Here is a 24188-nt window from a genome sequence, read left to right on the forward strand (position 1 = left end):
TTTTTTGGAGCACACGACGATGGAAGGCAAGGCAACGGCGGTCAAAACCCTGGGCACCGCGGATATCAACCGGGTGATGAAGCTCCTGCCGCATCGCTATCCGTTCCTGCTGGTCGACAGGATGTACGACATGGACGCCGACGAGAGCTGCGTCGGCGTTAAGAACGTCACGATCAACGAGCCGTTCTTTCAAGGCCACTTCCCGCAGTTTCCGGTGATGCCGGGCGTGCTCATCATCGAGGGCCTTGCGCAGACGGCTGGCGCGCTCTGCGTTTCGAACGTCGGCCAGGACTACAAGGCCGAGCTCGTCTATTTCATGGGCATCGATAACGCCAAGTTTCGGAAACCCGTGCTGCCGGGCGACCAGCTCCACTACCACGTGCGCAAGGTCCGCAATCGCGGCCGCGTCTGGCGCTTCAAGTGCGAAGCGAAGGTCAACGGCAAAACCGTGGCCGAGGCCGAAATCAGCGCCATGCTGGCGGACACCGCCGATGCGCGCGCATTTGCGAGCCAAAATGGCTGAAGTGGAAGTCCATCCGACGGCCGTCGTCGAAGACGGGGCAAAACTAGCCGCCGGGGTGAAGGTCGGGCCCTTCTGTGTCGTCGGCCGCGAGGTAACGCTCGGCGAGCGCGTCGAACTCGTGAGCCATGTCGTCGTCGCCGGAACGACGGAGATCGGCACCGGCACGCGCATTTTTCCGTTCGCGTCGATCGGCCATCAGCCGCAGGATTTGAAATACCAGGGCGAGCCCTGCTCGCTGACCGTCGGGTCGGACTGCATCATTCGCGAAGGCGTAACGATGAACCCGGGCACCGCGGGCGGCGGCTCGGTTACGAGCGTCGGCAACGGCTGCGCATTCCTCGCCAATAGCCACGTCGGCCACGATTGCCATGTCGGCAATGGGGTGATCTTTTCCAATAACGTCATGCTCGCGGGCCATTGCAACGTCGGCGATTTCGCGATCATCGGCGGCGGCGCCGCAGTCATTCAGTACGCCCGCGTCGGTCATCACGCCTTCGTCGGCGGCATGTCGGGTCTCGAGAACGATTTGATTCCGTACGGCATGGCGATCGGCAATCGCGCCTATCTTTCGGGCCTCAACATCGTCGGCCTGCAGCGGCGTGGTTTTTCCCGTAACGATATTCACGATCTCCGCCGCGCCTACCGGCTGCTGTTCGCCGCTGAAGGCACGCTGAGCGAACGCGTCGAAGATGTCGCCGAAGAGTTCGCGGGCCATGCCTCCGTGCAGGAAATCCTCGCGTTCATTCGCCAGGGCGGCAAGCGCTCGCTGTGCACGCCGAAGAACGGCGAAGAGAGCTGAAACCGCCCATGGACGGTCCGATGAAGCGCATCGGTATCCTTGCTGGCGCCGGCTCGCTTCCTCTTGAGGTCGCCGAAAGCGTCGTCGATCATGGTGGCGCGGTCCACATTATCATGCTCGACGGGGCCGACGCGGCGCTCGAAAAATTCCCGCATACGGCCGTGAACTGGGCCCAGCTAGGCCGCGTAACGAGCGCTCTCAAGCGTGCCGGAATTCGCGAAATCCTCGTGCTCGGTGGTGGCGCACGTCCGAGCTTTCGCAACGCACGGCCCGACTTCGCATTTTTTCGTGAGCTGCCTAACGTATTGCGTCTGCTTAAGGCCGGTGGCGACGATGCGGTTCTACGCGGCCTGCTCGGCGTATTGGATAGACAGGGCTTAACCGTCGTCGGTGTCGGCGACGTTGCGCCGGAACTTCTGGTCGCCGAAGGCAGCCTGACGAAAGCCTCAGCCTCGGCGGAAAACGCTGCAGACATCGCGCGCGGCTTCGATCTCGTCGCCGCTCTCGGCCGCTACGATATCGGACAAGCGGTGGTCGTCAGCCGCGGCCGCATCGAGGCAATCGAAGGCGCCGAAGGTACGGACCGCATGCTGAAGCGCGTCGCCGAAGCGCGCGCAGCGCGGGGCGATCGCGAACGTTACGGCGTTCTCGTCAAGCGTCCGAAGCCCGGCCAGGATCTGCGCGTCGATCTACCGGCCATCGGACCGAATACCATCGCCCAGGCCGACGCAGCGGGGCTTTGCGGCATCGCCGTCATGGCCGATCACGTCCTCGCCGCCAACCGTTCGCAGATGATCGCGCTCGCCGATGAGCGAGGGCTGTTCGTCGCCGGGATCAAGGCCGAGGAAAGGCAAGCGGAACCGGGGCGCGCTCCGAACATCCAAACACGGACCTTGGGCGATCTTCCGATGAACCCCTCGGCCGAGGCGGATATCGCGCGAGCCGCGGGCGCTTTATCGGCGCTTTCGCCATTCGGCGGCGGCTCGGCTATCGTCATCGACGGCGGGCGCGTCTTTGCAGTCGGCTCCTCGGAAGATCCCATCGCCGTCGCCGAACGCGTGCGAACGCTTCGCGGTAAAAGTACGCGCCGCCGTGGCGTCTTGGTCGTCGGACCGGATTACGGGCTCGACGAAGCTCTGATCACTGCAGCTGAAAGCGCTCACCTGATCGGCGTTGCAATCACCGGAAACGGCTCGGCTCTCGAAAAATCTTCCCCAGTCATTCAGTTGGCAAACAGGTCCGCGATGTTTGTCGCGGCGCCTGAGCGTTCGACATCTGGCGTGGCGTTGGGAGAGGGGCCGAAGCCGTTGAAAATATTCCTGGTGGCGGGCGAGCACTCGGGCGACGCGCTCGGCGCCAAACTGATCAAGGCCCTCGCGAACCTGCATCCCGCGCCGATCGTCTTTTCCGGCGTCGGCGGCGAGGAGATGGCGCACGAAGGCTTTCGCTCGCTCTTTCCCATCGAAGACGTGGCAGTCATGGGCCCGCTGTCCATATTGCCAAAGCTTCCGCGTATCCTGCGCCGCGTCTACCAGACCGTCGATGCCGCCATCGCTTTCGCGCCGGACGTCGTCGTCATCATCGACAGCCCTGAATTTACGCACCCGATTGCGAAGCGCATCAGGAAGCGCGCGCCGAATATTCCGATCGTCGACTATGTCAGTCCCAGCGTCTGGGCTTGGCGGCCGGGACGCGCGAAGAAAATGCGCCCCTACGTCGATCACGTCTTGGCGCTGCTGCCGTTCGAGCCGGAAGCGCACGCGCGTCTCGGCGGCCCGCCGTGCACCTACGTCGGCCATCCGCTGATCGAGAAGCTCGATGACATTCAGAATGCCGATGCGAGCGGCCTCGCATCGCGCCTCGGTATCCCGAAGGATCGTCCGGTGCTGCTCGTCTTGCCCGGAAGCCGGACATCGGAAGTCGAGCGTTTGATCGACGTGTTCGGCGAGGCCGTCGCGCGCGTCTCATCCGCCAAGGGCCCGATCGAGGTCGTCATCCCGGCCGTCAAGCATGTCCGCGATCGCATCGCCGCGAAGACGGCGACATGGACGCCGAAACCGCACATCGTCGACACGGATGATAAATACGCCGCCATGCGCCTTGCGCGCGCTGCCCTCGCGGCATCGGGCACCGTAACGCTTGAACTTGCGCTCGCGGGCACACCATCGGTCGTTGCCTACAAGGTCGACGTGGTGATGGCGAACCTGCGGTTCCTGTTGAAGGTGCCGAGCATCGTGCTGGCGAACCTCGTGATCGGCAAGAACGTCTATCCCGAATATCTGCAGGAAGCGTGCACGGCCGAAAATCTAGCGAACGCCATCGAACCGCTTATGAGCGACAGCGATGCGCGCACTGAGCAGCTCGACGGACTCTCCCTGGCCCCGCAAAAGCTACGCCTCGCCGCCTCAAGTCCAAGTGAGGCGGCAGCCCAGGTCGTGCTTCAAGTCGTGCTTTCGGATGTCGCCGATCAGGCAGCCGGGAAATCGCGCCGCGGCGGGCCGATGTAGAGCTGGCGCGGGCGGCCGATGCGCTGCTCCGGGTCCTCGATCATTTCCTTCCACTGCGCGATCCATCCGACCGTGCGCGCGACTGCGAACAGCACGGTGAACATATCGACGGGGAAGCCCATCGCCCTGAGCGTGATGCCCGAATAGAAGTCGATATTCGGATAGAGCTTCTTCTCGATGAAGTACTCGTCCTGAAGCGCAATGCGCTCGAGTTCCATCGCGACCTTGAGCAGAGGATCGTCCCTGTGGCCGAGGGCATCGAGCACCTCGTGGCAGGTCTTCTGCATCACCTTGGCGCGCGGATCGTAGTTCTTGTAGACGCGATGGCCAAAGCCCATGAGCCGGAAGCCGGACGTCTTGTCCTTGGCGCGCTTCACATACTCAGGAACCTTATCGACGGTGCCGATCTCCTTCAGCATGTTGAGCGCAGCTTCGTTGGCGCCGCCGTGTGCGGGGCCCCAAAGGCAAGCGATGCCGGCCGAGATGCACGCGAAAGGATTGGCGCCCGAGGAGCCGGCGAGCCGCACCGTCGAGGTCGAGGCGTTCTGCTCGTGATCGGCATGCAGGATGAAGATGCGATCCAACGCACGCGAGATGGTGGGATTGACGACGTAGGGCTCGCACGGAACGGCGAAGCACATCTGCAGGAAATTGGATGTGTAATCGAGATCGTTGCGCGGATAGATGAAGGGCTGGCCCATCGAATATTTGTAGGCCATGGCCGCCATCGTCGGCATCTTCGCGATCATGCGCTGGCTCGCGACTTCGCGCTGCGCCGGATCGTTGATGTCGGTCGAGTCGTGATAGAACGATGACAGCGCGCCGACCGTTCCGACCATGACCGCCATCGGATGCGCGTCACGCCGGTATCCGGTGAAGAACCGCGTCATCTGCTCGTGAACCATCGTGTGGTTCGTGATGGTCTTGCGGAAATTGATGAATTCGCCGTTCGTCGGCAGGTCGCCGTAAAGCAGCAGATAGCAGACCGCTAAGAAATTGGTATTTTCCGCGAGCTGATCGATCGGATAGCCGCGATAGAGCAGTTCGCCCTTATCGCCGTCGATATAGGTGATCGAGCTTTTGCAATTCGCCGTCGAGGTGAAGCCGGGATCGTATGTGAAGCAGCCGGTGTCTTTGTAGAGATTGCCGACGTCGACGACGTCAGGGCCGATGGTACCGGAACGCACCGAGAGCTGAACCTGCTTGTTGTCGACCGTCAATGTCGCGCTGGGCTTGGTCGCGCCCTTTGAAGCTTTGTCGTGAATATTCATGATCGCCACCTTCGCCCCGGAAGACACGCCGATGCCTGAAGTAACTATCGCATTCCCCGTATATAGGTCGCGATGTGGGCGGCCCAGAGAATGGTCGGCGGCCTTCACAAAAGCAGTCGGCTATTGAAGGATTTAACGGATTTTTTGCGGTGCGGCAAGAGATCGTTAAGACATCCGGATTCCGGGTTAACCGGCGGCGTCGCCAATGCGGGCGAGGCTCTCGTCGCGGCCGAGCACTTCGAGCACATTGAACACCGGGGGCGAAACCGCGCGTCCCGTCAGCGCGGCCCGAAGCGGTTGCGCGACGTTGCCGAGTTTCAAACCCTTCTCCTCGGCGAAGGATTTTACTTTCGCTTCCAGGAGGGCCGCGGACCATTCCTGCTCGGAGACACCCGAAAGCAGCTTGAGAATCTCGGCGTTCGACGCGCGGCCTTCCGGCCCGAGAAGCTTCGCTGCCTTATCCTCGAGTTTGAGCGGCCGCTCGGCAACGATGAACAGTGCTCCGCCAACGAGTTCCGCAAGCGTCTTCGAGCGTTCCTTGAGGGACGGAATGGCCGCCGTGAATTTTTCCCATCCCTTGGCGGCGAAAAGATCTGCGAGTTCCTTGCCCGTCGAAACGGCGGGAAGCTGCCGCAACACTTCGCGCGCCAGTGCGATGTCGGGGCGTACCGGCGCTTTCGGATCGGACGGCAGTTCCACGAGCGCCTGAAAATTGAGATGAGGCAGCATTCCGCGCACGTGCGCTTCGAGTTCTTCGTCCCCTGATGCGCGGATGTAGTGCCCGTTCAGATCGTCGAGCTTCTTGAAGTCGAGCCGCGCCGGGCTCTTGTTGATACCGTCGATGTCGAACCAGCGGAGAAGATCGTCGGTCGAGATGATCTCGTCATCGCCGTGGCTCCAGCCGAGGCGCACGAGATAATTGCGGAGCGCGACCGGCAGGTAGCCCATGTCGCGGTATTCTTCGACGCCTTGCGCGCCGTGACGCTTCGAGAGCTTCGCGCCATCCGCACCGTGAATGAGCGGCACGTGCGCGAACTCCGGAACGGTCCACCCCATGCCCTGATAGATCTGCGTCTGGCGTGCGGCGTTGGTCAAATGGTCGGCGCCGCGGATGACGTGCGTAATCTCCATGTCGTGATCGTCGACGACGACGGCGAGATTGTACGTCGGATTGCCGTCTGATCTGAGAATGATCAGGTCGTCGAGATCCTTGTTCGGAAACGCGACGCGGCCCTGCACGTGATCGTTGACGATCGTCTCGCCCTCGCGCGGCGCCTTGAGGCGGACCGCCGGCTTGACGTCCTTCGGTGCATCCTGCGGATCGCGATCCCGCCAGGGAGAAAGAAAGATCTGCGGACGGCCCTCGGCCTTTGCCTTCTCACGCGCCGCGTCGATCTCGGCCGGCGAGGAATAGCAGTTGTAGGCGGCGCCGCGCTTCAGCAGTTCGTTCGCGACCTCCCGATGCCGGTCGGCGCGCGAAAACTGCGAAACGACATCGCCATCCCAGTCGAGGCCGAGCCATTTGACGCCGTCGAGGATCGCGGCCACCGCGGCCTCGTTGTTGCGCTCGCGATCGGTATCCTCGATGCGCAGAAGGAAGCGTCCGCCGCGGCCGCGGGTATAGAGCCAATTAAAAAGCGCCGTGCGGGCCCCTCCGATATGCAGATACCCTGTAGGAGAGGGTGCAAATCGTACGATGGGCGCACTCGGTGTAGTGGTCACGGACATTGGACCTTTTTGCTCGCCTGCCATTGAGGGAATGAAGTTCCGCTCGTAGCATGTGAGGTGGGACAAGTTAAGAGGGCGGAAATACCGGCCTTCGGCAGCGCGTTGGGCGGGGCATGTCAGTCGAAGCGGCGGGATCGGAATTAGGTCGGGAGGCGGCGAAAGAGATCGGATTTCCGGCGCTCCCCGAGCGCGGGATCAGCAGCGCTGCGCTTCTTCTCGAAGCCGAGCGGGAAAGCTTTTTCCTTTGGGCTCCGGTCTGTCTCGGTGGCGGCATCGCGGCCTACTTCGCATTACCCATCGAGCCCTCAGCGATCATCGCCTGCGCGCCCCTCGTGCTGGCGCTCATCTTGCGCATGGCCGTCCGCGGAGGAACGCTGGCTGCAATCATGATGACGGCCTTTGTCTTGGCCGGAACTGGATTTGCAATCGCGAAATTGCGCGTCGAAGCGGTGCGCGCGCCGGTTCTGACCAAGGCGCTCCACGGCGTCGAAATCACCGGCACCGTGACGATGGTCGAAGCGAAGATCCCACGCGGCCAGCGCCTCACGATCAAATCGCCGAGCATCGCAGGCCTCGCGGCCGAGCAAACGCCGGCAGTCATTCGCGTGCGCACGATGTCGGCGCGTTCGCCCGCGGCGCCCGGCGACCGCATCCGGATAAAGGCAAACCTGTCGCCGCCCGCGAAACCTCCGCTTCCGGGCGGCTTCGATTACGCTCGCACGGCATGGTTCGATTCCGTCGGCGCCGTTGGCTACGCGTTCGCGGCGCCTCAGATCGAGGGTCAGAGCGATAGCGGCACGCTTTCTCAGTGGTACCGGCGCTCCATCGAAAATATTCGCCAAGCGATCGCTGCGCGCATTCGCCAGGCGCTGCCGGGAGAAACCGGCGAGATCGCGCTGGCGCTGATCACTGGCGAGCGCGGAGGGATCACCGCCGCGACGAATGACGCCTTCAAAAATTCGGGCCTCTTTCACATCCTGTCGATTTCGGGCCTGCACATGGTGATCGCGGCCGGCGCCGTATTCTATTCGGTCCGCCTGCTGCTTGCGGCCATTCCGCTAGTCGCGCTGACGATGCCGATCAAGAAGATCGCGGCGGTAGCGGGAATACTGAGCGCGATTGCCTATCTCGCCATTTCCGGCGGACAGTTTGCAACCGTGCGCTCGGCGCTGATGATCCTCATCATATTCGGAGCCGTCCTTCTCGATCGCCCCGCGTTGGCGTTGCGAAACGTCGCTCTCGCCGCATTCCTGATCCTCATCGTCTATCCCGAAAGCCTCCTCGACGCCGGCTTTCAGATGTCCTTTGCCGCCGTCACGGCCCTGATCGCGTCGCACGAAACATTGAGTAATTTTCTCGGACGTCAGTCGAGGCCGCACCCGGCGCTGAAGGTGCTGAAATTCTTCGGCGAGATCGTCGCCTCGACACTCATCGCGAGCGTGGCCGTCGCTCCGCTCGCCGCCTATAACTTTCACCAGAGCCAGCAATATGCCGTGCTCGGCAATATGATCGCCATCCCGATCTGCAACATCATCGTTATGCCCGCAGCATTGCTGGCGATGGTTCTGATGCCGTTCGGGCTTGAATGGTTCGGCCTGAAGCCGATGGGTTGGGGCATCGAAGGCATGGCCTGGTGCGCGAACAAGGTCGGCGCGCTGCCCGGCGCCGTCGGCCACCTTCCGGAAATCCCGGCATTCGCATTCATTCTCATGCTTGCCGGCGGAATTTGGCTTTCGCTTTGGCAAACGCGAATCCGGCTCTTCGGCGTCGCTCTCTTCGTTCTGGGCCTGCTCGGAGCGCCATTGATGTCACGCCCGGATATCCTCATCGGCCAGAAAGGCCTGATCGCCGTGCGCGATACGTCCGGAAAACTTTCAGCACTCCCGAACAAGGGCGCGAAATACGACCTGGACCGCTGGCTCGAATACGACGGAGACGGCCGGACGGCGCGCGACGCGCAATCCGGCGACGCGTTCTCGTGTGATGCGGTCGGCTGCATTGCCCACGTCAAAGGCGCAACGGTCGCGGTCGCCCGGCATCCGGCAGCCGTGACCGACGATTGCTTGAATGCCGATGTGCTGGTGATCAATGACCCGAAGCCCGAAGACTGCGCGGTGCCGGCGACCGTCATCGACGTCTTCGACCGTTGGCGTAACGGCTCCTACGCCCTCTACATCGATCGAAGCGATGATAACCCCGAGCCGCGCGTTCGCCTTGAGACGGTCGCATCCCGCCGCGGCGAGCGGCCGTGGAGCGTCATGCCCGAAAGGAAAACGCGCGGCGGCCTTCCGAAACCCCGCATCCTAGAGACACCCGGCGCAGCGCCACCGGCTGCGGCGCCTCCGCGGTCAATGGCGGAAGCTGAAGTCGAGCCGCGAACGCTCGCCGAGAGCGATCCGGGCGAGGAGCCGGACTTTGAGCCAGAGTTCACAGCAGAGTTCACGAATGCCGTGCCGGCCGCCAACGACGCCCAGTAACTCCCTCTGCGCCCAGCTCTGTAGTCACTCAGTAGCAGCTCAGTAGCGCCGCAACAGCCCCACGAGCCGGCCCTGGATGTCGATCTGGTCGGGCCCGAAAATGCGCGTCTTGAATTCGGGGTTGGCCGCTTCGAGCGCAATCGTCGAGCCCTTCTTGCGAAGCCGCTTCAACGTCGCTTCCTCGCCTTCGACGAGCGCAACGATGATGTCCCCGTTCTCGGCGTTATTGCACCGGCGGATGATGACGGTATCGCCGTCGTGGATACCCGCCTCGATCATCGAGTCGCCCTTCACCTCGAGCGCGAAATGTTCGCCGTTCGTCAGGATGTCCGGCGGCACGGCGATGTCGTGCGTGTGGTTTTGAATGGCGCTGATCGGCGTACCGGCAGCGATCCGCCCCATGACGGGGATCGATACCGTCCGCGCATCGATGATGTGCGACGGCGGCGGCGGAGAAACGCTCGCCCGCGGCCCGGAGCCTTCGATCACGCTGGGCTGGAAGCCGCCACGTTGGGGCATGGATGCGACGGACGCGCCTGAAGTGTGGCCCGCGTGGTGGCCGGCATTTGGCGCAACCGCCTGGCCACCAATCTGGCCGCCATTCTGGACGCCTGTCTGCCCGCCGGTCTGATTATCCGGCAGCTTGATCACTTCGATCGCCCGCGCCCTGTGCGGCAGCCGGCGGATGAACCCGCGCTCCACAAGGGCCGTGATCAGCCGGTGAATGCCGGATTTAGACCTCAGATCCAGCGCATCCTTCATTTCGTCGAAGGATGGGGGCACGCCGCGTTCCTGCATGCGCGCATGGATGAAGAGCAGGAGGTCTTTCTGTTTCTCGGTGAGCATCGCGTTTCGTCTCAAGCCTTCCATGGCTGCGCGGGGACCGTGGGCCGAAACGCTGACCACCGATCGGGCACCCGCTGAATGACGGTACAAATCATGTATGTACGCTACACGTTCTTGTCTCGTTCCGCAAGCGCGCCCCGCGTTATCCCTATTCGACAGCGTCAATGGCAACGCGCGAGTGGCTCGAATGCCTCGCATGGCTAAGCGGCCAGATTGAACGGCTCCGCGAATCCAAACTCCGCTGATGAGCGGTAACGGGAGAACGCGAAATGCAGATGAAATGGTCTCCGCTGTTCCTGACAGCCGTGGCGGTGCTGGCGCTTTGCGGAGGAGAGGCCCGCGCCGACGGCTGCGACGACATGAAGGCGCTCTGCAAGGAAGCGACGGCGAAGGCCCTGAAATGCACGAAGGAGCAGTCGACCGCCGAGTGCAAGGCGCTGATCGACGTGCGCGACGCGACGTGCACGCAGATCGATCTCGTCTGCAAGCCGGCGGCCCCCGAGCCGGAATAGAAGCGCCGCAATAGACCGCGCCGGAATGACCCGCGCCAATAGGGGTGCCCGAATTCCGCCGCGACGCGGCCGCGCAAAAGCACGCGTGCCGTGCGACGGAAACCCGGTCGCCGCCGGTTCAACACCGGACGCGCCATTGGGACTATGGGCTGTTTGAGCGGGCATTGTCGGGCCATGCAGGGTTGGTTCTCGCAGATCGTCATAGGCGTCATCGTCACCGTTCTCGGAACGCTCATAGCCAACGCCGTCACCGGCGGCCGCGCCGGACACCATTTCATCCCGAGCTTCCACGCTTCCTCTCGACGTTGATTTCCGCACCGGCGGCCGGCTCCGCGTAAGCGGTGTCGCCGGTGCCAAGCAAAAAGCCCGGCTCCGCGCCAGCGGAGTCGTTGGCCCCCACAACGAAGAACGACGCCACATCGAACGCGCACGGCGGCCGGCTCCCCAGAGGGGAGTCGCCGTGCGCAATCAAAAAGCACGAAGCGGACGGGTTCCGCGGCTGGGTCGTGCAGCAATGAAGTCTCGGAACCGATCCGCTCCGTGACAGACCGAGAACAGGGTCTCGAGCGCGGTCACTTTACGTCAGCGGGATGCTCCGCACACAGGCTTCTCACCCTGTGCGAACCGGTCGATCGCCTTGTCCGGAAGCGCGCGTCACGCCCCGGGTCGGGCTGCCCCACCCGAGCCCGGCGCAACGCCTTGCGCACGAGCCCTTTGCCGGATGGGCGAAACGATTATGCGAGGGAAGGCGAGAGCGGGGATAAGTTTTTTTGACACGGATGAATATGAGCAGTGCCAACAGAACCGCTTGTCCTTGCGATCTCTGCTCCGATTAGGCCGCTTGCCGACTATCAGAAGAGCGGTTCAAACAACGAACGAGAAATTCGGCCAAGGTATCCCAGAGGGCGGTGAGATGGCCTGGTGACGGCGCAAACGTGAGAGAATGCACGTATCTATGCATAGTGCTGGTCGAAATGAGCGCTTCGCACGACGCAAATTTTTGCACCTCCTTTTTGTATTTCTCCGAAATAAGCCCCCGTTCCGCTATATGTGCGGCCACCCGGTCAATTTTTTTTCCCAGCCTATCGCTTTCCAGCGCGCCAATACCGGGTGAAATCGCTAAATAATGGTCTACTGCTAGCTCGAGCAGGACCCTGAAGCTCACGGCGACAGCGTTCGGATATCGCTCAACCGACAACCCTTGAAGTTCCTGCCAAATATTTTTTAGTCGGATCGTTTGGGCGGACCAACTGACTGAGAAATCTATGTCGGTTGGAATTAGTGTGCCCCGCGGCCCTGTGGGTGCCTTCTGAGAGGTTGGATGTATTCTTTTGGTGGGCGTAATTTCTCCGAACGGAATAGGAATTCTTAAAGCATCCGTTGACGCTGGTAAAACTCCTTGGCTATCGAGTTCCGACAGATACCGTCGTTTACCCTCGTTGTTCCAAATATGTCCCAAGACAAGTCGCTTTGAAATTAAATCGGACGCAATGCGATCGAGCGCCGACATGGCTTTTTTGGGAGGTGCCGTAAAACATGGTTTGCCATCGACGAGCGAAATGCCGACCACTGACGAAGATCTTCTGATGATAGCAGTCGATTAAGGTTCGATCGCGGAAGATCTCCTTCTTTCGTCAGATATCCTGCAGCCAGAAGTTTCTTTTCAATAGCTTCGGCGATGTTTCGGCCTGACTTCTGGCCCGTTCGAATTTTGAAGTTGTCTTTGGCCGTATCGTCCCAGTGACTTTGACCGATGCCAGACTGAGAGCCTGTGTGCCGCCTGAATAAGATTTGATCGATTACTTCTTGATCAGCCTCAATTTGGCAATCGATAGTTGCTGGAAAATCGCCCAACCACTTTTCTCGAAGATCTTGGAACACCTCTTGTAGTTGCTGTGTCGGCGCGATGGAAGGAGACGCGAGAAGCTTGAGGCATGTTATGCGTCGATTGCCATCATAAACGACGAATTTTTCTCCTTCCTTGCGGACGAGTGGACACTCGTAAATTTTTCGCTGGGCAACGATATCGGCGGCGAGATTCCGCATGTGCTGTTCCCGGTGCGAAAATAGCCAGCGAATAGCGGACGCTTCGTCGTCGAGTTCACCGTGACGGTCATTGTGGGGGTTCACAGTAAGATCCCACAAGGCAATCGGCGTTAAAAGCATCGGAAATCTCGAATCATCCAGAATTGAGCAATAGGTTGATCCGAATGCTGAGCTTCGGAAACAAATCGAATAAGGAATTCTGTGGATCGTTTCGCCGAGTGGGCCCGTTCCGCGCCAACCACTCGAACGCCACCCCAGGCCCGCGCACGGCGGCCGGCTCCCCGGAGGGGAGTCGCCGTGCGCCAAACAAAAAAGGCAGCTTGCGCCGCCTTTTTCATTCTCGTTTGGGAGGATCGGTAAACAGTAGTTTGGGGAATCTCAGGATTCGAGCTGCCAGACGCCGGTCGGCAAACGGCAGGCGACGATTTCGGTCTGCTTGGTCGCGTCGAGGCCGGTCAGCGAGACGAGGGCGTGGCGGCAAACGCTGCCGCGCGTGTCCTTGAACGACGAGACGGGTTTGACGACGCCGGATAGGCGGCCATGCGCGCGGTGCCAGACATAGCTCGAGCCGTCTGCGACCTCGGTCAGGGCGAACTGCACGCTTTCCAGCGCCGCATATTCGTCCTCCTGGTTGAGGGCGACCTTGATGTCCGTGAAATTGGGTTTGTCGCCGAGGGCGCCGGGTTTCGGACAAGCCGCCGCCGCGAGCGCCCGGTCTAGGGGCTGGTCTCCCGCCCAGGCAAACCCGTAAGGTAGGAAAATCGCCGCAACCAGCGCGAAAGCCGTTACGCCGGCCGCGGCAGTCGAGAAAAGAGACGCATTTGTGGACATGACGCTACTTTCTTACGCGGACCGAACTCGATATTTCGCCCAACAAGACGATAAGGATACTCTGCCTCAGTATGGTTAAAAGGTACTGAACACGTGCAATCGCTGTGTGCTGTAACGGCGCGCCGCGGAAACTAAGATCAAGCATTGAGCATGCAACATGAGTGATAGCGAAAGCGCCTCCCAATCGGCTCCAGGCACGGCCCCGCTCGCGGCGCCGGATTTCTCATCGGCGGAAGATCCGTTCCAGCTGTTCGAAGCGTGGATGTCGGAGGCCGAGAAATCCGAGCCGAACGATCCGAACGCGATGGCGCTCGCAACCGTCGACGCAGGCGGCATGCCGAACGTGAGGACGGTGCTGCTGAAGGGCCTCGATGGGGCAGAGAGCGCCGATCGCGGCTTCGTTTTCTACACGAACTTTGAAAGCGCGAAGGGCCGCGAGCTGCTCGCAAACCCGAAAGCCGGGCTGCTCTTTCATTGGAAGAGCCTGGAACGGCAGGTCCGCATTCGTGGTCCCGTTTCCCTCGTCTCCCACGGCGAGGCCGACGCCTATTACGCGACGCGGCCCAGGCTGAGCCGCATCGGCGCCTGGGCGTCGCATCAATCGCGGCCGCTGTCGTCGCGCGAGGTGCTCGAAGCCAAGGTTCATCATTTCGAAGCCAAGTTCCCGGAAGATTCGATTCCGCGCCCCGCCTACTGGTCGGGGTTCCGCGTTCTTCCCGTGGAGATCGAATTCTGGATGAGCCGGCCGTATCGCCTGCACGATCGCATCGTTTTCCGCCGCGACGCCCCGCGCGACTCCTGGCAGAAAACCCGGCTCTATCCTTGAGTGACCACAAAAGGCACGGCTTGTGGCATAACGAAGTACGGTGGCGAGGTTCGAGTTTTGAGGCTTGAATGGTAACGGATCGCATCGACGAACGCCGCCCGAGAAGGCGGGTGCGCGACCGCTATAAGTCGACGCGGATCTATTACGCCGCCGGACGGCCGCCGTCCTTTCTCGCGAAATGGACGAGCCGCATCGCCCTGTTCGCAGCCGTCGCGGCCCTCGTGACGGCGGTTCTGCATCGCCTCTATTTGCTGCCGACGCCGGTCGCCCTGACGATCGCCTACATCGTCATCCTCAGCGCTGGGCTGTCGCTCCTGATGGCGTTCGTCGCCGGTCTCGATATCTGGGTGACGGGAAGGCTCGGCGCGGCGCGCGTGTTCTGCGGCGCGCTCGTGGCGCTTGGGCTGCTCGCCATTCCGGCAGGCGTTTGGGCGATGAGCTTCAAGTGGCCGCCGATCAACGACGTCTCGACCGATCTCGCCGAGCCGCCGGAATTCACGGAGGCGAAGGATGAGCGCGCGGCTGATGCCAATCCGACCGAATATCCGGGAGACGAGTTCGCGACGCTCCAGCGCGAGCATTATCCCGATCTCAAAAGCCTGATCCTTCCGCGCTCGACCGAGGAAGGCTACGAACTCGTGCTGCAGGCGCTCGCCAAGCTCAAGATGAAGACGACCCTCGAAGTACCGCCGGAGGACGAGCAGGACGCGCCGGGCTTCATCGAGCTGTCGGACCAATCGCCCGTTCTTGGTCTCGTCGACGACATCATCATTCGCGTGCTGGGCGAGGACGGTGCGTCTCGCGTCGATATCAGATCGGCGTCGCGTTACGGCGCGAACGACTTCGGCCGCAACGCCGCGCACGTCCGTGCGATCCTGAAGGAAGTTGCGAGCCGCTTCGAAGCTTCAGTTCCCGACGTCGACAAGGAAACCAAAGCCGCGGTCGAGAAGAGGAACAAGCTCAAAGCGGAGAAAGGTCGCGGTCAGGCGTCAAAGGCAGATCGGAAGCGACCAAACCTTTCTCGATCAGATATTCGACGTGCGCCTGAACGGAAAGCGTTGCAGCCGGGATCAGCTGGGGGGCAAGGCCGCGGTAAATCTCGGGGACAATTCGACGAATAGTCGTCGCACCGCCGGTTAGCGCATCGAGCACGGATTTCTCGCGCCACGTTCGGTGCAAGAGATAGGCTTTGACGGTCCGCTGCGGATCGTTGAGGCGGTCGCCGTGACCCGGCAGGAAAACGTCGTCGTTGCGATCGAGCAGAATTTCGAGCGATGAGACGTAGTCGGACATTCGCCCCTCGGGCGGCGCGATGACGGTCGTATTCCACGCCATTACATGATCGCCCGAAAAGACGACGCGGCGGCCTTCGAGCGCGAAGCAGAGATGATCCGGCGCGTGCCCGGGCGTGTGGATCGCAGTCAGCGCCCAATCGGCGCCCGCGATCGTGTCGCCGCCATTGAGCGCGATATCGGGCATGAAGTCGTAGTCGACGAAGTAGCTTCCCGAGGGACTGTTCTCGAGCGCCATTTTCCCCGTGGAGGGATCGCGCGCATAGGCGGCGGTTACGGCGCCGGTTTTCGCCTTGAGCTTGGCGATGCCGTCGACGTGGTCGCGATGCGCATGCGTCGAGAAGATGTGCGTGATCGGCCGGCCGCCCGCGGCTTTCAGAATGGCCGCGCGATGCTCCGCGCTGTCGGGTCCGGCGTCGATGACGGCAAGCGACGTTGAGCCGACGAGATAGGTATTCGTGCCCTTGAATGTGAAAGGGCTCGGATTGTCTGCGACGAGACGGATGACCCCTGGTCCCATCGGAGACGGCACGCCGTAGGAGAATGCCATCTCTGTTTTGAAATTAAGTGAATCCAAACCCCGTGACCCCTCGATGAATTATGGCCCGCTTATAGGGAACACCGGCAAGCAACGAATACCCCGAAATTCGACGCAGGTTAATGCCGCGCGCGATTTCGCACATGTTCCGGACGGAACCCGAGTCCGATCAAACGGCCAGCAATATGCGCCAGGATGGGCCATCGGGCGATGCCGAGCACAAACCCCGGCGGACCGGATTTCGTTGCCTCGTCGGCTTCCCGTTTCCTACGATCTCGGCGCATCATCAGTTGCAATTTTTGTGTGGCCTTCGTGGGAAACGTGCGGCGCATTTCCACAGCCGCGAGATGCGCATTGGAAAGACGGCGTTCTTTCAGCGGCGCCGTCAGAATGTTCGCTGCGGCAACGGCGTCCTGGATTGCGAGGTTAACGCCGACGCCCCCGATCGGCGACATCGCATGCGCCGCATCGCCGATGCAGAGAAGGCCCGTCCGCCACCAGTGCTTCAAGCGATCGATCCTGACGCTCAGGAGATGCACGTCGTCGAACGATCGAATTTCATCGAGCCGCTCCGTCGGCAGCGGCGAGACCGCGCCGACCATTTTGCGGAATGCATCAATGCCTGCAGCCTTGATATCCTCGTAGGTTCCCTTGCGAACGACATATCCGCACTGCCAGTATTCGCCGCGATCGATCATCACGAAGCCCTGGCGCGGCCCCGCATGACCCATGGTCTGCACAGGATCGCCGGCGGCGTGCGAAAGCTTCATCCAGAGCACTTCGCTCGGATTGCCGAAGCTTTCGACTTCGAGCCCCCCAAGCTTGCGCGTCACCGAATTGCGCCCGTCGGCGCCGACGACGAGCGACGCATGGAGCGTCAGCCGCCCCTCGGCTGTCGTCGCACGAAGCCCGGTGACACGGTCGCCGTCGATGATGAGGTCCGTCACATCGCTTTGCATCAGCAGACGGAAATTCGGATAGCGCTTCGCTTCGCGCGCCAGGAAATCGAGAAAGTCCCATTGAGGCATGAACGCGATGAAGCGGTTCTTCGTCGGCAGCCAGGAGAAATCCGCGATTTTGATGTCCTTCCCGTCGACCTCCGCATGGAGCTTGCGCGCTTCAGTATGCGGGAGCTTCAGAAGTTCATCCGCAAGACCGAGTTCGTGCATCACCTGTAACGTCGACGGATGGATCGTATCGCCGCGAAAGTCGCGCAGGAAATCGCCATGCTTTTCGACGACGGTCACATCGATGCCTGCACGCGCGAGCATCAGGCCGAGCATGAGACCGGCGGGTCCCGCGCCGACGATGGCGCACGTCGTGCTGATCTCGCGGCTTGCCGCTGTGTTCTCTTCGTTCTCCGACGGTTCCGGAATGGGCGCGGCGCCCGCTTCAAAAATCATGCCGGACTCCCGAGCGCCAGCGATTTGAGATCGACGACGTCGCGCTTTGGCGACGTGCCGAACATGCGCGCGTATTCGCGGCTGAACTGCGAGGCGCTCTCGTAGCCAACCTGATACGCAGCGCCGGCGACGTTGATGTCGCCTGCCGCCATAAGCCGCCGAGCTTCGAGAAGGCGCAGCTGCTTTTGATATTGCAGCGGCGTCATCGACGTCAGCATTTTGAAATGCGCGTGAAACGACGACGGGCTCATGCGCGCAACGGAGGCGAGCTGCTCGATGCGGATGGGACGAGAGAAATCCTCGCGCAAGACTTGGATCGCCTCGGCGAGCCGCCGCGTCCGGCTGTTGGGCAAGACGAGCTTGCAGAACTCGCCGCCGTATTCGCCCGTCAGCAGCCAGAACGAGATCTCGCGCATGATCGTGGGATAGAGAACGGGAATGGCGTTCGGCGTCGAGAGCAACCGTGAGAGCCGCGCCGTGCAATCGGCAAGCGGTGCTTCGAGATTGCTGACGAAGACGCCGACGCCGCCATCGTCGTTGGGAGGAGGCGGCGCTTCGAGTTCTTCCATCACCTCTCGCATGATGCCGAGATCGAGTTCGAGAATGAGCCCGAGCAGCGGCTTCTCCGCGCTCGCCTTCGAGACCCACCCGAGCGCTGGAATTTCGACGCTGAAGACCAACGCCTGCATCTCGCCGTAGGTGAGGGTCTCCTCGCCGAACAGCACTTGCTTTTCGCCCTGCGCGACGATGCACAGCGATGGGCGGTACACCATGTGACGCGGAAGTGTGGCGCGGCTCGTGCGCATGAAGGTGAAGCCGGGGATCGGCGTATCGAAAACGCCTTCGCCGCCGCCGTTCGCATCGGCGTAGGTGCTAAGCGCCGTCTTCAAATTGAGCATCTCGAAGGCTTTCCTCTGCGGGCGATCTCGCGCCGAACTGGGCGTTATCATAGAGCGAGAGGGCGCGCTGCCCAAGCCCGTTTAGAGGATTAGGCAAGAAATTCGAGAGTTCCGGCATTCAAGAGACGGCCGTCGCGGTATAGATACTCCGCTCACAAATATTCGTTTGAGGAGCAAGCAAATGGCACAGGTAAAAAGCGCATCGGGCCCCAAGATCGCCATCGTCACGGGCGGCAGCCGCGGGCTTGGAAAGAACACGGCGGTGAGCCTCGCGGAGCGGGGCGTCGATGTGATCTTCACCTATCGTTCCAATCGAGCGGAGGCCGAGAAGACTGTCTCGGAGATCGAGGTGCACGGACGTAAAGCGGTCGCCCTGCAACTCGACGCGGGCAACGTCGCCTCGTTCGATGCCTTCGTCGCCGAGGTCAAGAAGGTTCTGAGAGACAATTGGGGTCGCGATAATTTTGATTATCTCGTGAACAACGCCGGCATCGGTTTGAGCGCGCCAATCGCCGAGATGAAAGAAGCCGACTTCGATCAGCTTTACAACATTCACCTGAAGGGTGTGTTCTTCCTGACGCAGAAGCTGCTGCCGCTGATCGCCGACAACGGCCGCATCGTGAATCTCTCGTCCGGCCTCGCGCGCTTCACGATGCCGGGATACGCCGCATATGGCGCGATGAAGGGCGCGATCGAAGTGCTGACGCGCTTCATGGCGAAAGAGTTCGGACCGCGCGGCATCGCCGTCAATGTCGTGGCGCCGGGAGCAATCGAAACCGATTTCGGCGGCGGCTTGGTGCGCGACAATGCCGAAATCAACAAGCACATCGCCTCGGTGACGGCGCTGGGGCGCGTCGGCGTTCCCGACGACGTCGGCCCGATGATCGCTTTGCTGCTGGCTGATGAAAACCGCTGGATGACGGCGCAGCGCCTCGAGGTCTCCGGCGGCGTGAACCTCTAACGTCTGCAGACTGACTCGATCGGCATCTCCGGCCAACCGCCGGTGATGCCGCTCACACGCCGTAGTACGATCGATACCAATCGACGAAGCGGCCGATGCCCTCGGCAAGTGGTGTCGAGGGCCGAAAGCCGACATCGCGCGCGAGATCGTCGATGTCGGCGTACGTCTTCGCGACGTCGCCGGGCTGCATCGGCAGAAAGACTTTCTTCGCCTCGCGCCCGGTCGCCTTTTCGATCGCGGTGATGAAATCCATCAGACCGATCGAATTGTTGTTGCCGATATTGTAGAGCCGGAAGGGCGCGTCCGAGCTGGCGGGATCAGGCCGCGCGGCATTCCAATTCGGGTCGGGCTCGGCAATCCGATCGGCCGTGCGAACGACGCCTTCCACGATGTCGTCGATGTACGTGAAATCACGCGCATGATGGCCGTTGTTGAAAACGTCGATCGGCTCGCCCGCGAGAATTTTCCGCGTAAAGGTGAAATACGCCATGTCCGGCCGCCCGAACGGCCCGTAGACCGTGAAGAAGCGAAGGCCCGTGACGGGCAGGCGGTAGAGATGAGCATACGCGTGCGCGGCAAGCTCATTGGCTTTTTTCGTCGCGGCGTAGAGGCTCAGAGGATGATCGACGTTATCGTGCGTGCTGAACGGCAGCTTGGTATTGGCGCCATAGACCGAGCTCGATGACGCGAACACGAGATGCTGCACGCCGTTGTGGCGGCATCCTTCGAGAAGGTTCGCTGTGCCGACGATATTGGAATCGATATACGCGCTCGGGTTTTCACTGCCGTAGCGAACGCCCGCCTGCGCCGCAAGGTGAATGACCTTGTCGAACCGCTGCACCCTGAACAGCTCATTCATAGGCGCTCGATCGGCGATATCGAGATGCTGGAACGAAAAGCCCTCTCGGCCTCCGAGCTTCGCCAGCCGCGCTCTCTTGAGAGCCGGATCGTAGTAGCTGTTGACGTTGTCGACGCCGACGACTTCGTCGCCGCGGTCGAGAAGACGGGCTGCCGTGTAATAGCCGATGAAACCGGCAACGCCAGTGACCAGAAACTTCATTGGCGAGCGAGTCCTTGTCTGATTTCTGGCTTGGGCGAGATAGCGAAGGCCCGGTTTAGTAGGTCCGCTGAAACTGTCAATCACGCCCAATAGCCGAGCCTTAACGCCGCGCCGGGCGCCCCCACCCAAAAAACTTATCCCCGCCCATTGGCCGGCCCTTATCTTCCTGCGTGGGAGCTTCGTTGCAGACATTAGCGTGAACATGAACGATACGCCGAACCTCGCACTGCCCTATATCCTGGCCGCCCAGGCGCAGAAGCATGTCACGCACAACGAGGCGATCCGCGCGCTCGATTGCCTCGTGCAGCTCTCCGTCGAAAGCCGGGCGCTGACGGCGCCGCCGTCTGCCCCAACCGACGGCGACAGGTTTTTGATCGCCGCGTCGCCGACCGGCGCATGGTCCGGCCACGCCAACGAGATCGCGGCATTTCAAGACGGCGCGTGGGCCTTCTATAGGCCGAAAGACGGCTGGATCGCCTGGGTCGCGGACGAAGGAGCCCTCGTTATCTACGACGCTGGGGCCTGGTCACTGTTTGCGGGTTCAGGCGGCGGCAGCGGTCTTACGGGACCAGTCGGCAACGCCGATCTTGCCAATGTTTCGTCTGGCACGATCAAGGGTCGAAAGAGTTCTGGCAGCGGTTCGCCGGAAGACTTGAGCGCGGCAGACGCGACGGCGCTGCTCGATGTCTTCACAGCCTCCGGCACGAGCCACAAGAAAGGTCTTGTCCCCGATCCTGGCGCGACCGCCGGAACGGCCAAATATTTGCGCGAGGATGGGACGTGGCGCGACCTGAGCAATGTCCCGCTCGTCGGCGTCAACGCGACGGCGGATGCAACGAACAAGCTCGCGATCAAAAGCCAAGCCAGCCTCTTCGATAACGCCGGCAACGGACATCAGCAGAAAATCAACAAGGCCGCAGCGAGCGACACGGCGAGCCAGCTTTATCAAACGAACTATTCGGGCCGCGCCGAATTGGGCCTGACGGGCGACGACGACTTTCACTTCAAGGTCAGCGCCGACGGATCGACGTGGCGCGAAGCGATAAAGATCGATCGCGCCACGGGGAAAGTCACGTTTCCCCAATCGGGCGGTCCGCGCGAAGTTTTGACAGCCAACCGGACTTACTACGTCCGGACCGATGGTAGCGATAGCAACACAGGTCTTGCGAACACCACGGGAGGCGCGTTTCTGACGCTTCAGAAGGCCTGGAACGTCATCCTCACGTTGGATCTCGCCGGGTTCTCCGTCACCATACAGGTGGCGGACGGCACATATACGGCTGGCATCGTAACGGCCCTCGCTCCACTTGGGGGGGCGGTTATTGTTCGTGGCAATCCAACGACGCCCGCGAACGTCATCATCGGCACGACGAGCGCCAATTGCTTCGGCTTTTCCTACAAGGGCCCGTCGGTCAACGTTCGAGGCATGACGCTTCAAACGACAACGAGCGGAAGCGGCATCTTCGCGGGCAGCAATTGCCAAGTTCAATTCGACAATATCGTTTTCGGTGCCTGCGCCTCGTTTCATATATCGGTGAACACGGGCGGCCAGGTGATAAATACCGGCAACTATGACATCTCCGGATCGGCGGTGATTCACGCGCTGGCGCAGTCGGGCGGCCAGATAACGCTCGCATCAGGGGCGACCGTCAACATCACGGGAACTCCGGCATTTTCCAGTTCATTTGCGCAAGCGCAATCGGGCAGCGTCGTCACGTCGGCCGGCGTCACTTGGAGCGGGTCCGCAACGGGCGTGCGCTATTCGGCGACGCTCAACGGCGTCATTCAAGTTTTTGGCGCGGGCGCGACTTACTTCCCCGGCGGAACGGCCGGCGCCACGGCAACAGGAGGCCAATACGCATGACGCCATTTGATTCTAAGGCCTGGTTTTGGGTCATCGGAGACGACGCGAGCCAAGCTTGGTCGAGTGCGGCGGCTGCCTACGTCACCGAGTGGCCGATTGACCGTGTGACGCGGATCGCGAACGAGGTCGAGCTATATGATGTCCTCGCGCGAGCGAACTTAGCGGCGCGAGCGCCATCCCGGACATTCACGGCTGCAGAGGTGCGCGAAGCCTTGGTGAGGATTGACGCCGAAGCGACTGGAACAGCGTCGGGTGCGGCGGAGCTGATCGTGGTGGCAGAGGAAGTCGGCATCAAGCTACCAAATATGATGTAGCAGAGCTTCCAATCCATCGTGCCTTGTGCTCAATCCCACTCAAAGAATGAGCGGGGGATCTCGATAATTGTCGAGCATGGAAACGAAAGCGGCGGACCGGGCACCTGTACGCCGTTGGCCTGCGATTCTAACCGGATTGTTGGTGCTCGGCGCGTTGGCGCTTGTGGGTTACGTCATACAAGTTGGCAATGGATTGCCTGAACGCTTCAGCGCGCTGACCCTGCATCTGGCAAACGCAAAGAACGATTACCATCCAAAACGATGGCCGTGCCACTTCGACGGCACAATGGCTGGGACGTTTGAGAAGTCGTGCATCTTCGGTGCGCCGGTCGCCCCCAAATACGTAGTCTACGGCGATAGCCACGCGGCGGAGCTAAGCTACGCTCTGGGAGAAATCGTCAAGGCCAAGGGCGAGAGCGTTCGGCAGCTTTCTGCATCAAGCTGTCCGCCAATATTGGAATTCCGTCGGTTCGACCGACCGGAGTGTGCCGCGTACAATGCAGAAATCGTAAAGGCGCTGATTTCTACCGCGGCTTCTACAATAATTTTGGCAATGAGCGCGGATTATCTGCCGGTGGATACATGGGCGAAGTTGGCGACGACACTATCGACGCTTCGCAAAGCGGGCCACCGTGTCATTCTTCTGGGGGACGCGCCGTCACACCCAAATAAGCAATGGTTCCCGACCGTTTTGGCGCGACTTTCGATGATCGGCAAAAAGCCCGAGGACTATCGGTTCACGCCGCGCATGGAGATAGTCCGCGGCGTTGAAGCCAAGACAGCCGAAGCCGCCAAAAAGGCGGGCGTCGAATTTGTGCCGGTGCTGCCGGTGCTCTGCGACGCGACAAGCTGTAAGGCATACGTTGAGGGCACCGTCTTCTATTTCGACAGCCAGCATCCGTCGCTCTCCGGTGCTCGGTATATCGTTCAAAACCTCCTCGCGCCGCTTCTTTGGCCGGGTGGATAAAGCTCAATCTCACGCAGCAATTGAGCCAGCGGTAGCATTCAGCAGACGGCTGCCAAAGTGAACCCCGAGCATTTTCGGTTCTGGAGGTGCGCGAAGGCCCCGGTAAGGATTGATGCTGCCGCGACTGGAACAGCGTCAAGTACTGCCGAGCTTTTAGCCGTCGCCCATTCGATAGATTTCAATTTGCCGCCGGAGCTTTAAATCTCGAGCGGAATAGGCTTGTTGTTTATGTCGAAAACACCAAAGGAATTGTCAATGCGCCACACGATTAAAAACAGCCCCGCGTCAGCGGAGAGGACTTGAAAAGATCGCGCATCGCCCGAGGCGTCGACAAATTCCGAAACCTGCATCGGAATTGTCGCCCTCGCCACGACAATAGGAGCGTCAAGCGCTGCGTCGATAGTCCTTTGCGCAAGTGCGCAAACGTCGAACTTTTCGGCGTCCATTGCGCGATTCCTGATTGTTATAGGGATTGCGCCGTAGGCAGATAATCACACCAGGGATTTATGTTCTGGAAATAATGA

General features: G+C 61.2%; 21 protein-coding genes and 2 pseudogenes. 13 read left to right on the forward strand and 10 right to left on the reverse strand.

Annotated features, from left to right (window positions below; genetic code table 11):
* Nucleotides 1-19 precede the first annotated feature (19 nt).
* From fabZ to lpxB, 4 genes and pseudogenes are all read left to right on the forward strand, one after another.
* On the forward strand, nt 20-523 hold the full coding sequence (gene fabZ, locus AC1DK3_RS05155; protein ID WP_477191196.1) for a 3-hydroxyacyl-ACP dehydratase FabZ: 504 nt from the start codon (nt 20-22) through the stop codon (nt 521-523).
* Entirely contained in the window at nt 516-1322 is an 807-nt protein-coding gene (gene lpxA / locus AC1DK3_RS05160; protein WP_477191197.1) for an acyl-ACP--UDP-N-acetylglucosamine O-acyltransferase, read from the forward strand. The genes fabZ and lpxA overlap by 8 nt, the downstream gene beginning before the upstream one ends.
* A 20-nt stretch (nt 1323-1342) precedes the next feature.
* A pseudogene (locus AC1DK3_RS05165) lies at nt 1343-2137 on the forward strand (LpxI family protein); the annotation flags it as partial.
* Nucleotides 2138-2566: 429 nt separating this feature from the next.
* Nucleotides 2567-3829, forward strand: a complete 1263-nt coding sequence (gene lpxB, locus AC1DK3_RS05170; RefSeq protein ID WP_477192878.1) for a lipid-A-disaccharide synthase — start codon at nt 2567-2569, stop codon at nt 3827-3829.
* On the opposite strand, the gene gltA is transcribed toward lpxB, so the two are convergent.
* Complete coding sequence (gltA, locus tag AC1DK3_RS05175; RefSeq protein WP_477191198.1) at nt 3790-5100, reverse strand: citrate synthase; 1311 nt, start codon at nt 5098-5100, stop codon at nt 3790-3792. The genes lpxB and gltA overlap by 40 nt on opposite strands.
* 186 nt (nt 5101-5286) lie before the next feature.
* The gene (gene gltX, locus AC1DK3_RS05180) at nt 5287-6828 is read right to left on the reverse strand and encodes a glutamate--tRNA ligase (RefSeq protein WP_477191199.1); all 1542 of its coding nucleotides are present in this window, start codon (nt 6826-6828) and stop codon (nt 5287-5289) included.
* A gap of 113 nt (nt 6829-6941) precedes the next feature.
* Between gltX and AC1DK3_RS05185 the strand changes: the two genes are divergently transcribed.
* The gene (locus AC1DK3_RS05185; RefSeq protein WP_477191200.1) at nt 6942-9305 is read left to right on the forward strand and encodes a ComEC/Rec2 family competence protein; all 2364 of its coding nucleotides are present in this window, start codon (nt 6942-6944) and stop codon (nt 9303-9305) included.
* Nucleotides 9306-9344: 39 nt separating this feature from the next.
* Here the strand turns inward: AC1DK3_RS05185 and lexA are convergent, their stop codons facing one another.
* Nucleotides 9345-10151, reverse strand: coding sequence for a transcriptional repressor LexA (lexA, locus tag AC1DK3_RS05190; protein ID WP_477191201.1), 807 nt, complete (start codon nt 10149-10151; stop codon nt 9345-9347).
* A gap of 269 nt (nt 10152-10420) precedes the next feature.
* Between lexA and AC1DK3_RS05195 the strand changes: the two genes are divergently transcribed.
* On the forward strand, nt 10421-10663 hold the full coding sequence (locus AC1DK3_RS05195; RefSeq protein ID WP_477191202.1) for a hypothetical protein: 243 nt from the start codon (nt 10421-10423) through the stop codon (nt 10661-10663).
* Nucleotides 10664-10837: 174 nt separating this feature from the next.
* Nucleotides 10838-10972: a hypothetical protein gene (locus tag AC1DK3_RS05200; protein ID WP_280140547.1), complete on the forward strand. Its 135-nt coding sequence runs from the start codon at nt 10838-10840 to the stop codon at nt 10970-10972.
* 523 nt (nt 10973-11495) lie between these two features.
* Here the strand turns inward: AC1DK3_RS05200 and AC1DK3_RS05205 are convergent.
* The 3 genes from AC1DK3_RS05205 to AC1DK3_RS05215 all read right to left on the reverse strand — a co-directional run bounded on the left by AC1DK3_RS05205 (nt 11496) and on the right by AC1DK3_RS05215 (nt 13540).
* A complete protein-coding gene (locus AC1DK3_RS05205; protein ID WP_477191203.1) occupies nt 11496-12173 on the reverse strand; it encodes a hypothetical protein in 678 nt (225 codons plus the stop codon).
* Nucleotides 12140-12829, reverse strand: coding sequence for a hypothetical protein (locus tag AC1DK3_RS05210; protein WP_477191204.1), 690 nt, complete (start codon nt 12827-12829; stop codon nt 12140-12142). The genes AC1DK3_RS05205 and AC1DK3_RS05210 overlap by 34 nt, the downstream gene beginning before the upstream one ends.
* A gap of 258 nt (nt 12830-13087) precedes the next feature.
* On the reverse strand, nt 13088-13540 hold the full coding sequence (locus AC1DK3_RS05215) for a hypothetical protein (protein WP_477191205.1): 453 nt from the start codon (nt 13538-13540) through the stop codon (nt 13088-13090).
* A gap of 157 nt (nt 13541-13697) precedes the next feature.
* Here AC1DK3_RS05215 and pdxH point away from each other — a divergent pair, with 157 nt between their 5' ends.
* Together pdxH and AC1DK3_RS05225 are read left to right on the forward strand one after the other, a co-directional pair.
* Nucleotides 13698-14366, forward strand: coding sequence for a pyridoxamine 5'-phosphate oxidase (pdxH, locus tag AC1DK3_RS05220; RefSeq protein WP_477191206.1), 669 nt, complete (start codon nt 13698-13700; stop codon nt 14364-14366).
* A 434-nt stretch (nt 14367-14800) separates the two neighbouring features.
* A pseudogene (locus AC1DK3_RS05225) lies at nt 14801-15238 on the forward strand (DUF1499 domain-containing protein); the annotation flags it as partial.
* A gap of 88 nt (nt 15239-15326) precedes the next feature.
* On the opposite strand, the gene AC1DK3_RS05230 reads toward AC1DK3_RS05225, so the two are convergent.
* The 3 genes from AC1DK3_RS05230 to AC1DK3_RS05240 form a co-directional block, all read right to left on the reverse strand.
* Nucleotides 15327-16235, reverse strand: a complete 909-nt coding sequence (locus tag AC1DK3_RS05230) for an MBL fold metallo-hydrolase (RefSeq protein WP_477191207.1) — start codon at nt 16233-16235, stop codon at nt 15327-15329.
* Between the two features lie 80 nt (nt 16236-16315).
* A complete protein-coding gene (locus tag AC1DK3_RS05235) occupies nt 16316-17599 on the reverse strand; it encodes an FAD-dependent oxidoreductase (RefSeq protein WP_477191208.1) in 1284 nt (427 codons plus the stop codon).
* Nucleotides 17596-18498: an AraC family transcriptional regulator gene (locus AC1DK3_RS05240; RefSeq protein WP_477191209.1), complete on the reverse strand. Its 903-nt coding sequence runs from the start codon at nt 18496-18498 to the stop codon at nt 17596-17598. The genes AC1DK3_RS05235 and AC1DK3_RS05240 overlap by 4 nt, the downstream gene beginning before the upstream one ends.
* A gap of 181 nt (nt 18499-18679) precedes the next feature.
* Here AC1DK3_RS05240 and AC1DK3_RS05245 point away from each other — a divergent pair, with 181 nt between their 5' ends.
* Nucleotides 18680-19459: an SDR family NAD(P)-dependent oxidoreductase gene (locus AC1DK3_RS05245; RefSeq protein ID WP_477191210.1), complete on the forward strand. Its 780-nt coding sequence runs from the start codon at nt 18680-18682 to the stop codon at nt 19457-19459.
* A gap of 52 nt (nt 19460-19511) precedes the next feature.
* Here the strand turns inward: AC1DK3_RS05245 and AC1DK3_RS05250 are convergent, their stop codons facing one another.
* Nucleotides 19512-20519 (reverse strand): NAD-dependent epimerase, encoded by a 1008-nt coding sequence (locus tag AC1DK3_RS05250; RefSeq protein ID WP_477191211.1) that lies wholly within the window; start codon nt 20517-20519, stop codon nt 19512-19514.
* A gap of 202 nt (nt 20520-20721) precedes the next feature.
* Here AC1DK3_RS05250 and AC1DK3_RS05255 point away from each other — a divergent pair, with 202 nt between their 5' ends.
* From AC1DK3_RS05255 to AC1DK3_RS05265, 3 genes are all read left to right on the forward strand, one after another.
* Nucleotides 20722-22383: a DUF2793 domain-containing protein gene (locus AC1DK3_RS05255; RefSeq protein WP_477192879.1), complete on the forward strand. Its 1662-nt coding sequence runs from the start codon at nt 20722-20724 to the stop codon at nt 22381-22383.
* A complete protein-coding gene (locus tag AC1DK3_RS05260) occupies nt 22380-22697 on the forward strand; it encodes a hypothetical protein (protein WP_477191212.1) in 318 nt (105 codons plus the stop codon). Before AC1DK3_RS05255 ends, AC1DK3_RS05260 begins: the two co-directional genes overlap by 4 nt.
* A 76-nt stretch (nt 22698-22773) precedes the next feature.
* Complete coding sequence (locus AC1DK3_RS05265; RefSeq protein WP_477191213.1) at nt 22774-23664, forward strand: SGNH hydrolase domain-containing protein; 891 nt, start codon at nt 22774-22776, stop codon at nt 23662-23664.
* Nucleotides 23665-24188: the final 524 nt, after the last annotated feature.

It is taken from the genome of Hyphomicrobium sp. 01T421 (assembly GCF_056398805.1).

Excerpts from the sequence above, each read along its gene's own strand:
- fabZ (WP_477191196.1), top strand. The coding sequence starts at position 20 with ATGGAAGGCAAGGCAACGGCGGTCAAAACCCTGGGCACCGCGGATATC.
- lpxA (WP_477191197.1), top strand. The coding sequence starts at position 516 with ATGGCTGAAGTGGAAGTCCATCCGACGGCCGTCGTCGAAGACGGGGCA.
- lpxB (WP_477192878.1), top strand. The coding sequence starts at position 2,567 with ATGTTTGTCGCGGCGCCTGAGCGTTCGACATCTGGCGTGGCGTTGGGA.
- gltA (WP_477191198.1), bottom strand. The coding sequence starts at position 5,100 with ATGAATATTCACGACAAAGCTTCAAAGGGCGCGACCAAGCCCAGCGCG.
- gltX (WP_477191199.1), bottom strand. The coding sequence starts at position 6,828 with ATGTCCGTGACCACTACACCGAGTGCGCCCATCGTACGATTTGCACCC.
- AC1DK3_RS05185 (WP_477191200.1), top strand. The coding sequence starts at position 6,942 with ATGTCAGTCGAAGCGGCGGGATCGGAATTAGGTCGGGAGGCGGCGAAA.
- lexA (WP_477191201.1), bottom strand. The coding sequence starts at position 10,151 with ATGCTCACCGAGAAACAGAAAGACCTCCTGCTCTTCATCCATGCGCGC.
- AC1DK3_RS05195 (WP_477191202.1), top strand. The coding sequence starts at position 10,421 with ATGCAGATGAAATGGTCTCCGCTGTTCCTGACAGCCGTGGCGGTGCTG.
- AC1DK3_RS05200 (WP_280140547.1), top strand. The coding sequence starts at position 10,838 with ATGCAGGGTTGGTTCTCGCAGATCGTCATAGGCGTCATCGTCACCGTT.
- AC1DK3_RS05205 (WP_477191203.1), bottom strand. The coding sequence starts at position 12,173 with ATGTCGGCGCTCGATCGCATTGCGTCCGATTTAATTTCAAAGCGACTT.
- AC1DK3_RS05210 (WP_477191204.1), bottom strand. The coding sequence starts at position 12,829 with ATGCTTTTAACGCCGATTGCCTTGTGGGATCTTACTGTGAACCCCCAC.
- AC1DK3_RS05215 (WP_477191205.1), bottom strand. The coding sequence starts at position 13,540 with ATGTCCACAAATGCGTCTCTTTTCTCGACTGCCGCGGCCGGCGTAACG.
- pdxH (WP_477191206.1), top strand. The coding sequence starts at position 13,698 with ATGAGTGATAGCGAAAGCGCCTCCCAATCGGCTCCAGGCACGGCCCCG.
- AC1DK3_RS05235 (WP_477191208.1), bottom strand. The coding sequence starts at position 17,599 with ATGATTTTTGAAGCGGGCGCCGCGCCCATTCCGGAACCGTCGGAGAAC.
- AC1DK3_RS05240 (WP_477191209.1), bottom strand. The coding sequence starts at position 18,498 with ATGCTCAATTTGAAGACGGCGCTTAGCACCTACGCCGATGCGAACGGC.
- AC1DK3_RS05245 (WP_477191210.1), top strand. The coding sequence starts at position 18,680 with ATGGCACAGGTAAAAAGCGCATCGGGCCCCAAGATCGCCATCGTCACG.
- AC1DK3_RS05250 (WP_477191211.1), bottom strand. The coding sequence starts at position 20,519 with ATGAAGTTTCTGGTCACTGGCGTTGCCGGTTTCATCGGCTATTACACG.
- AC1DK3_RS05255 (WP_477192879.1), top strand. The coding sequence starts at position 20,722 with ATGAACGATACGCCGAACCTCGCACTGCCCTATATCCTGGCCGCCCAG.
- AC1DK3_RS05260 (WP_477191212.1), top strand. The coding sequence starts at position 22,380 with ATGACGCCATTTGATTCTAAGGCCTGGTTTTGGGTCATCGGAGACGAC.
- AC1DK3_RS05265 (WP_477191213.1), top strand. The coding sequence starts at position 22,774 with ATGGAAACGAAAGCGGCGGACCGGGCACCTGTACGCCGTTGGCCTGCG.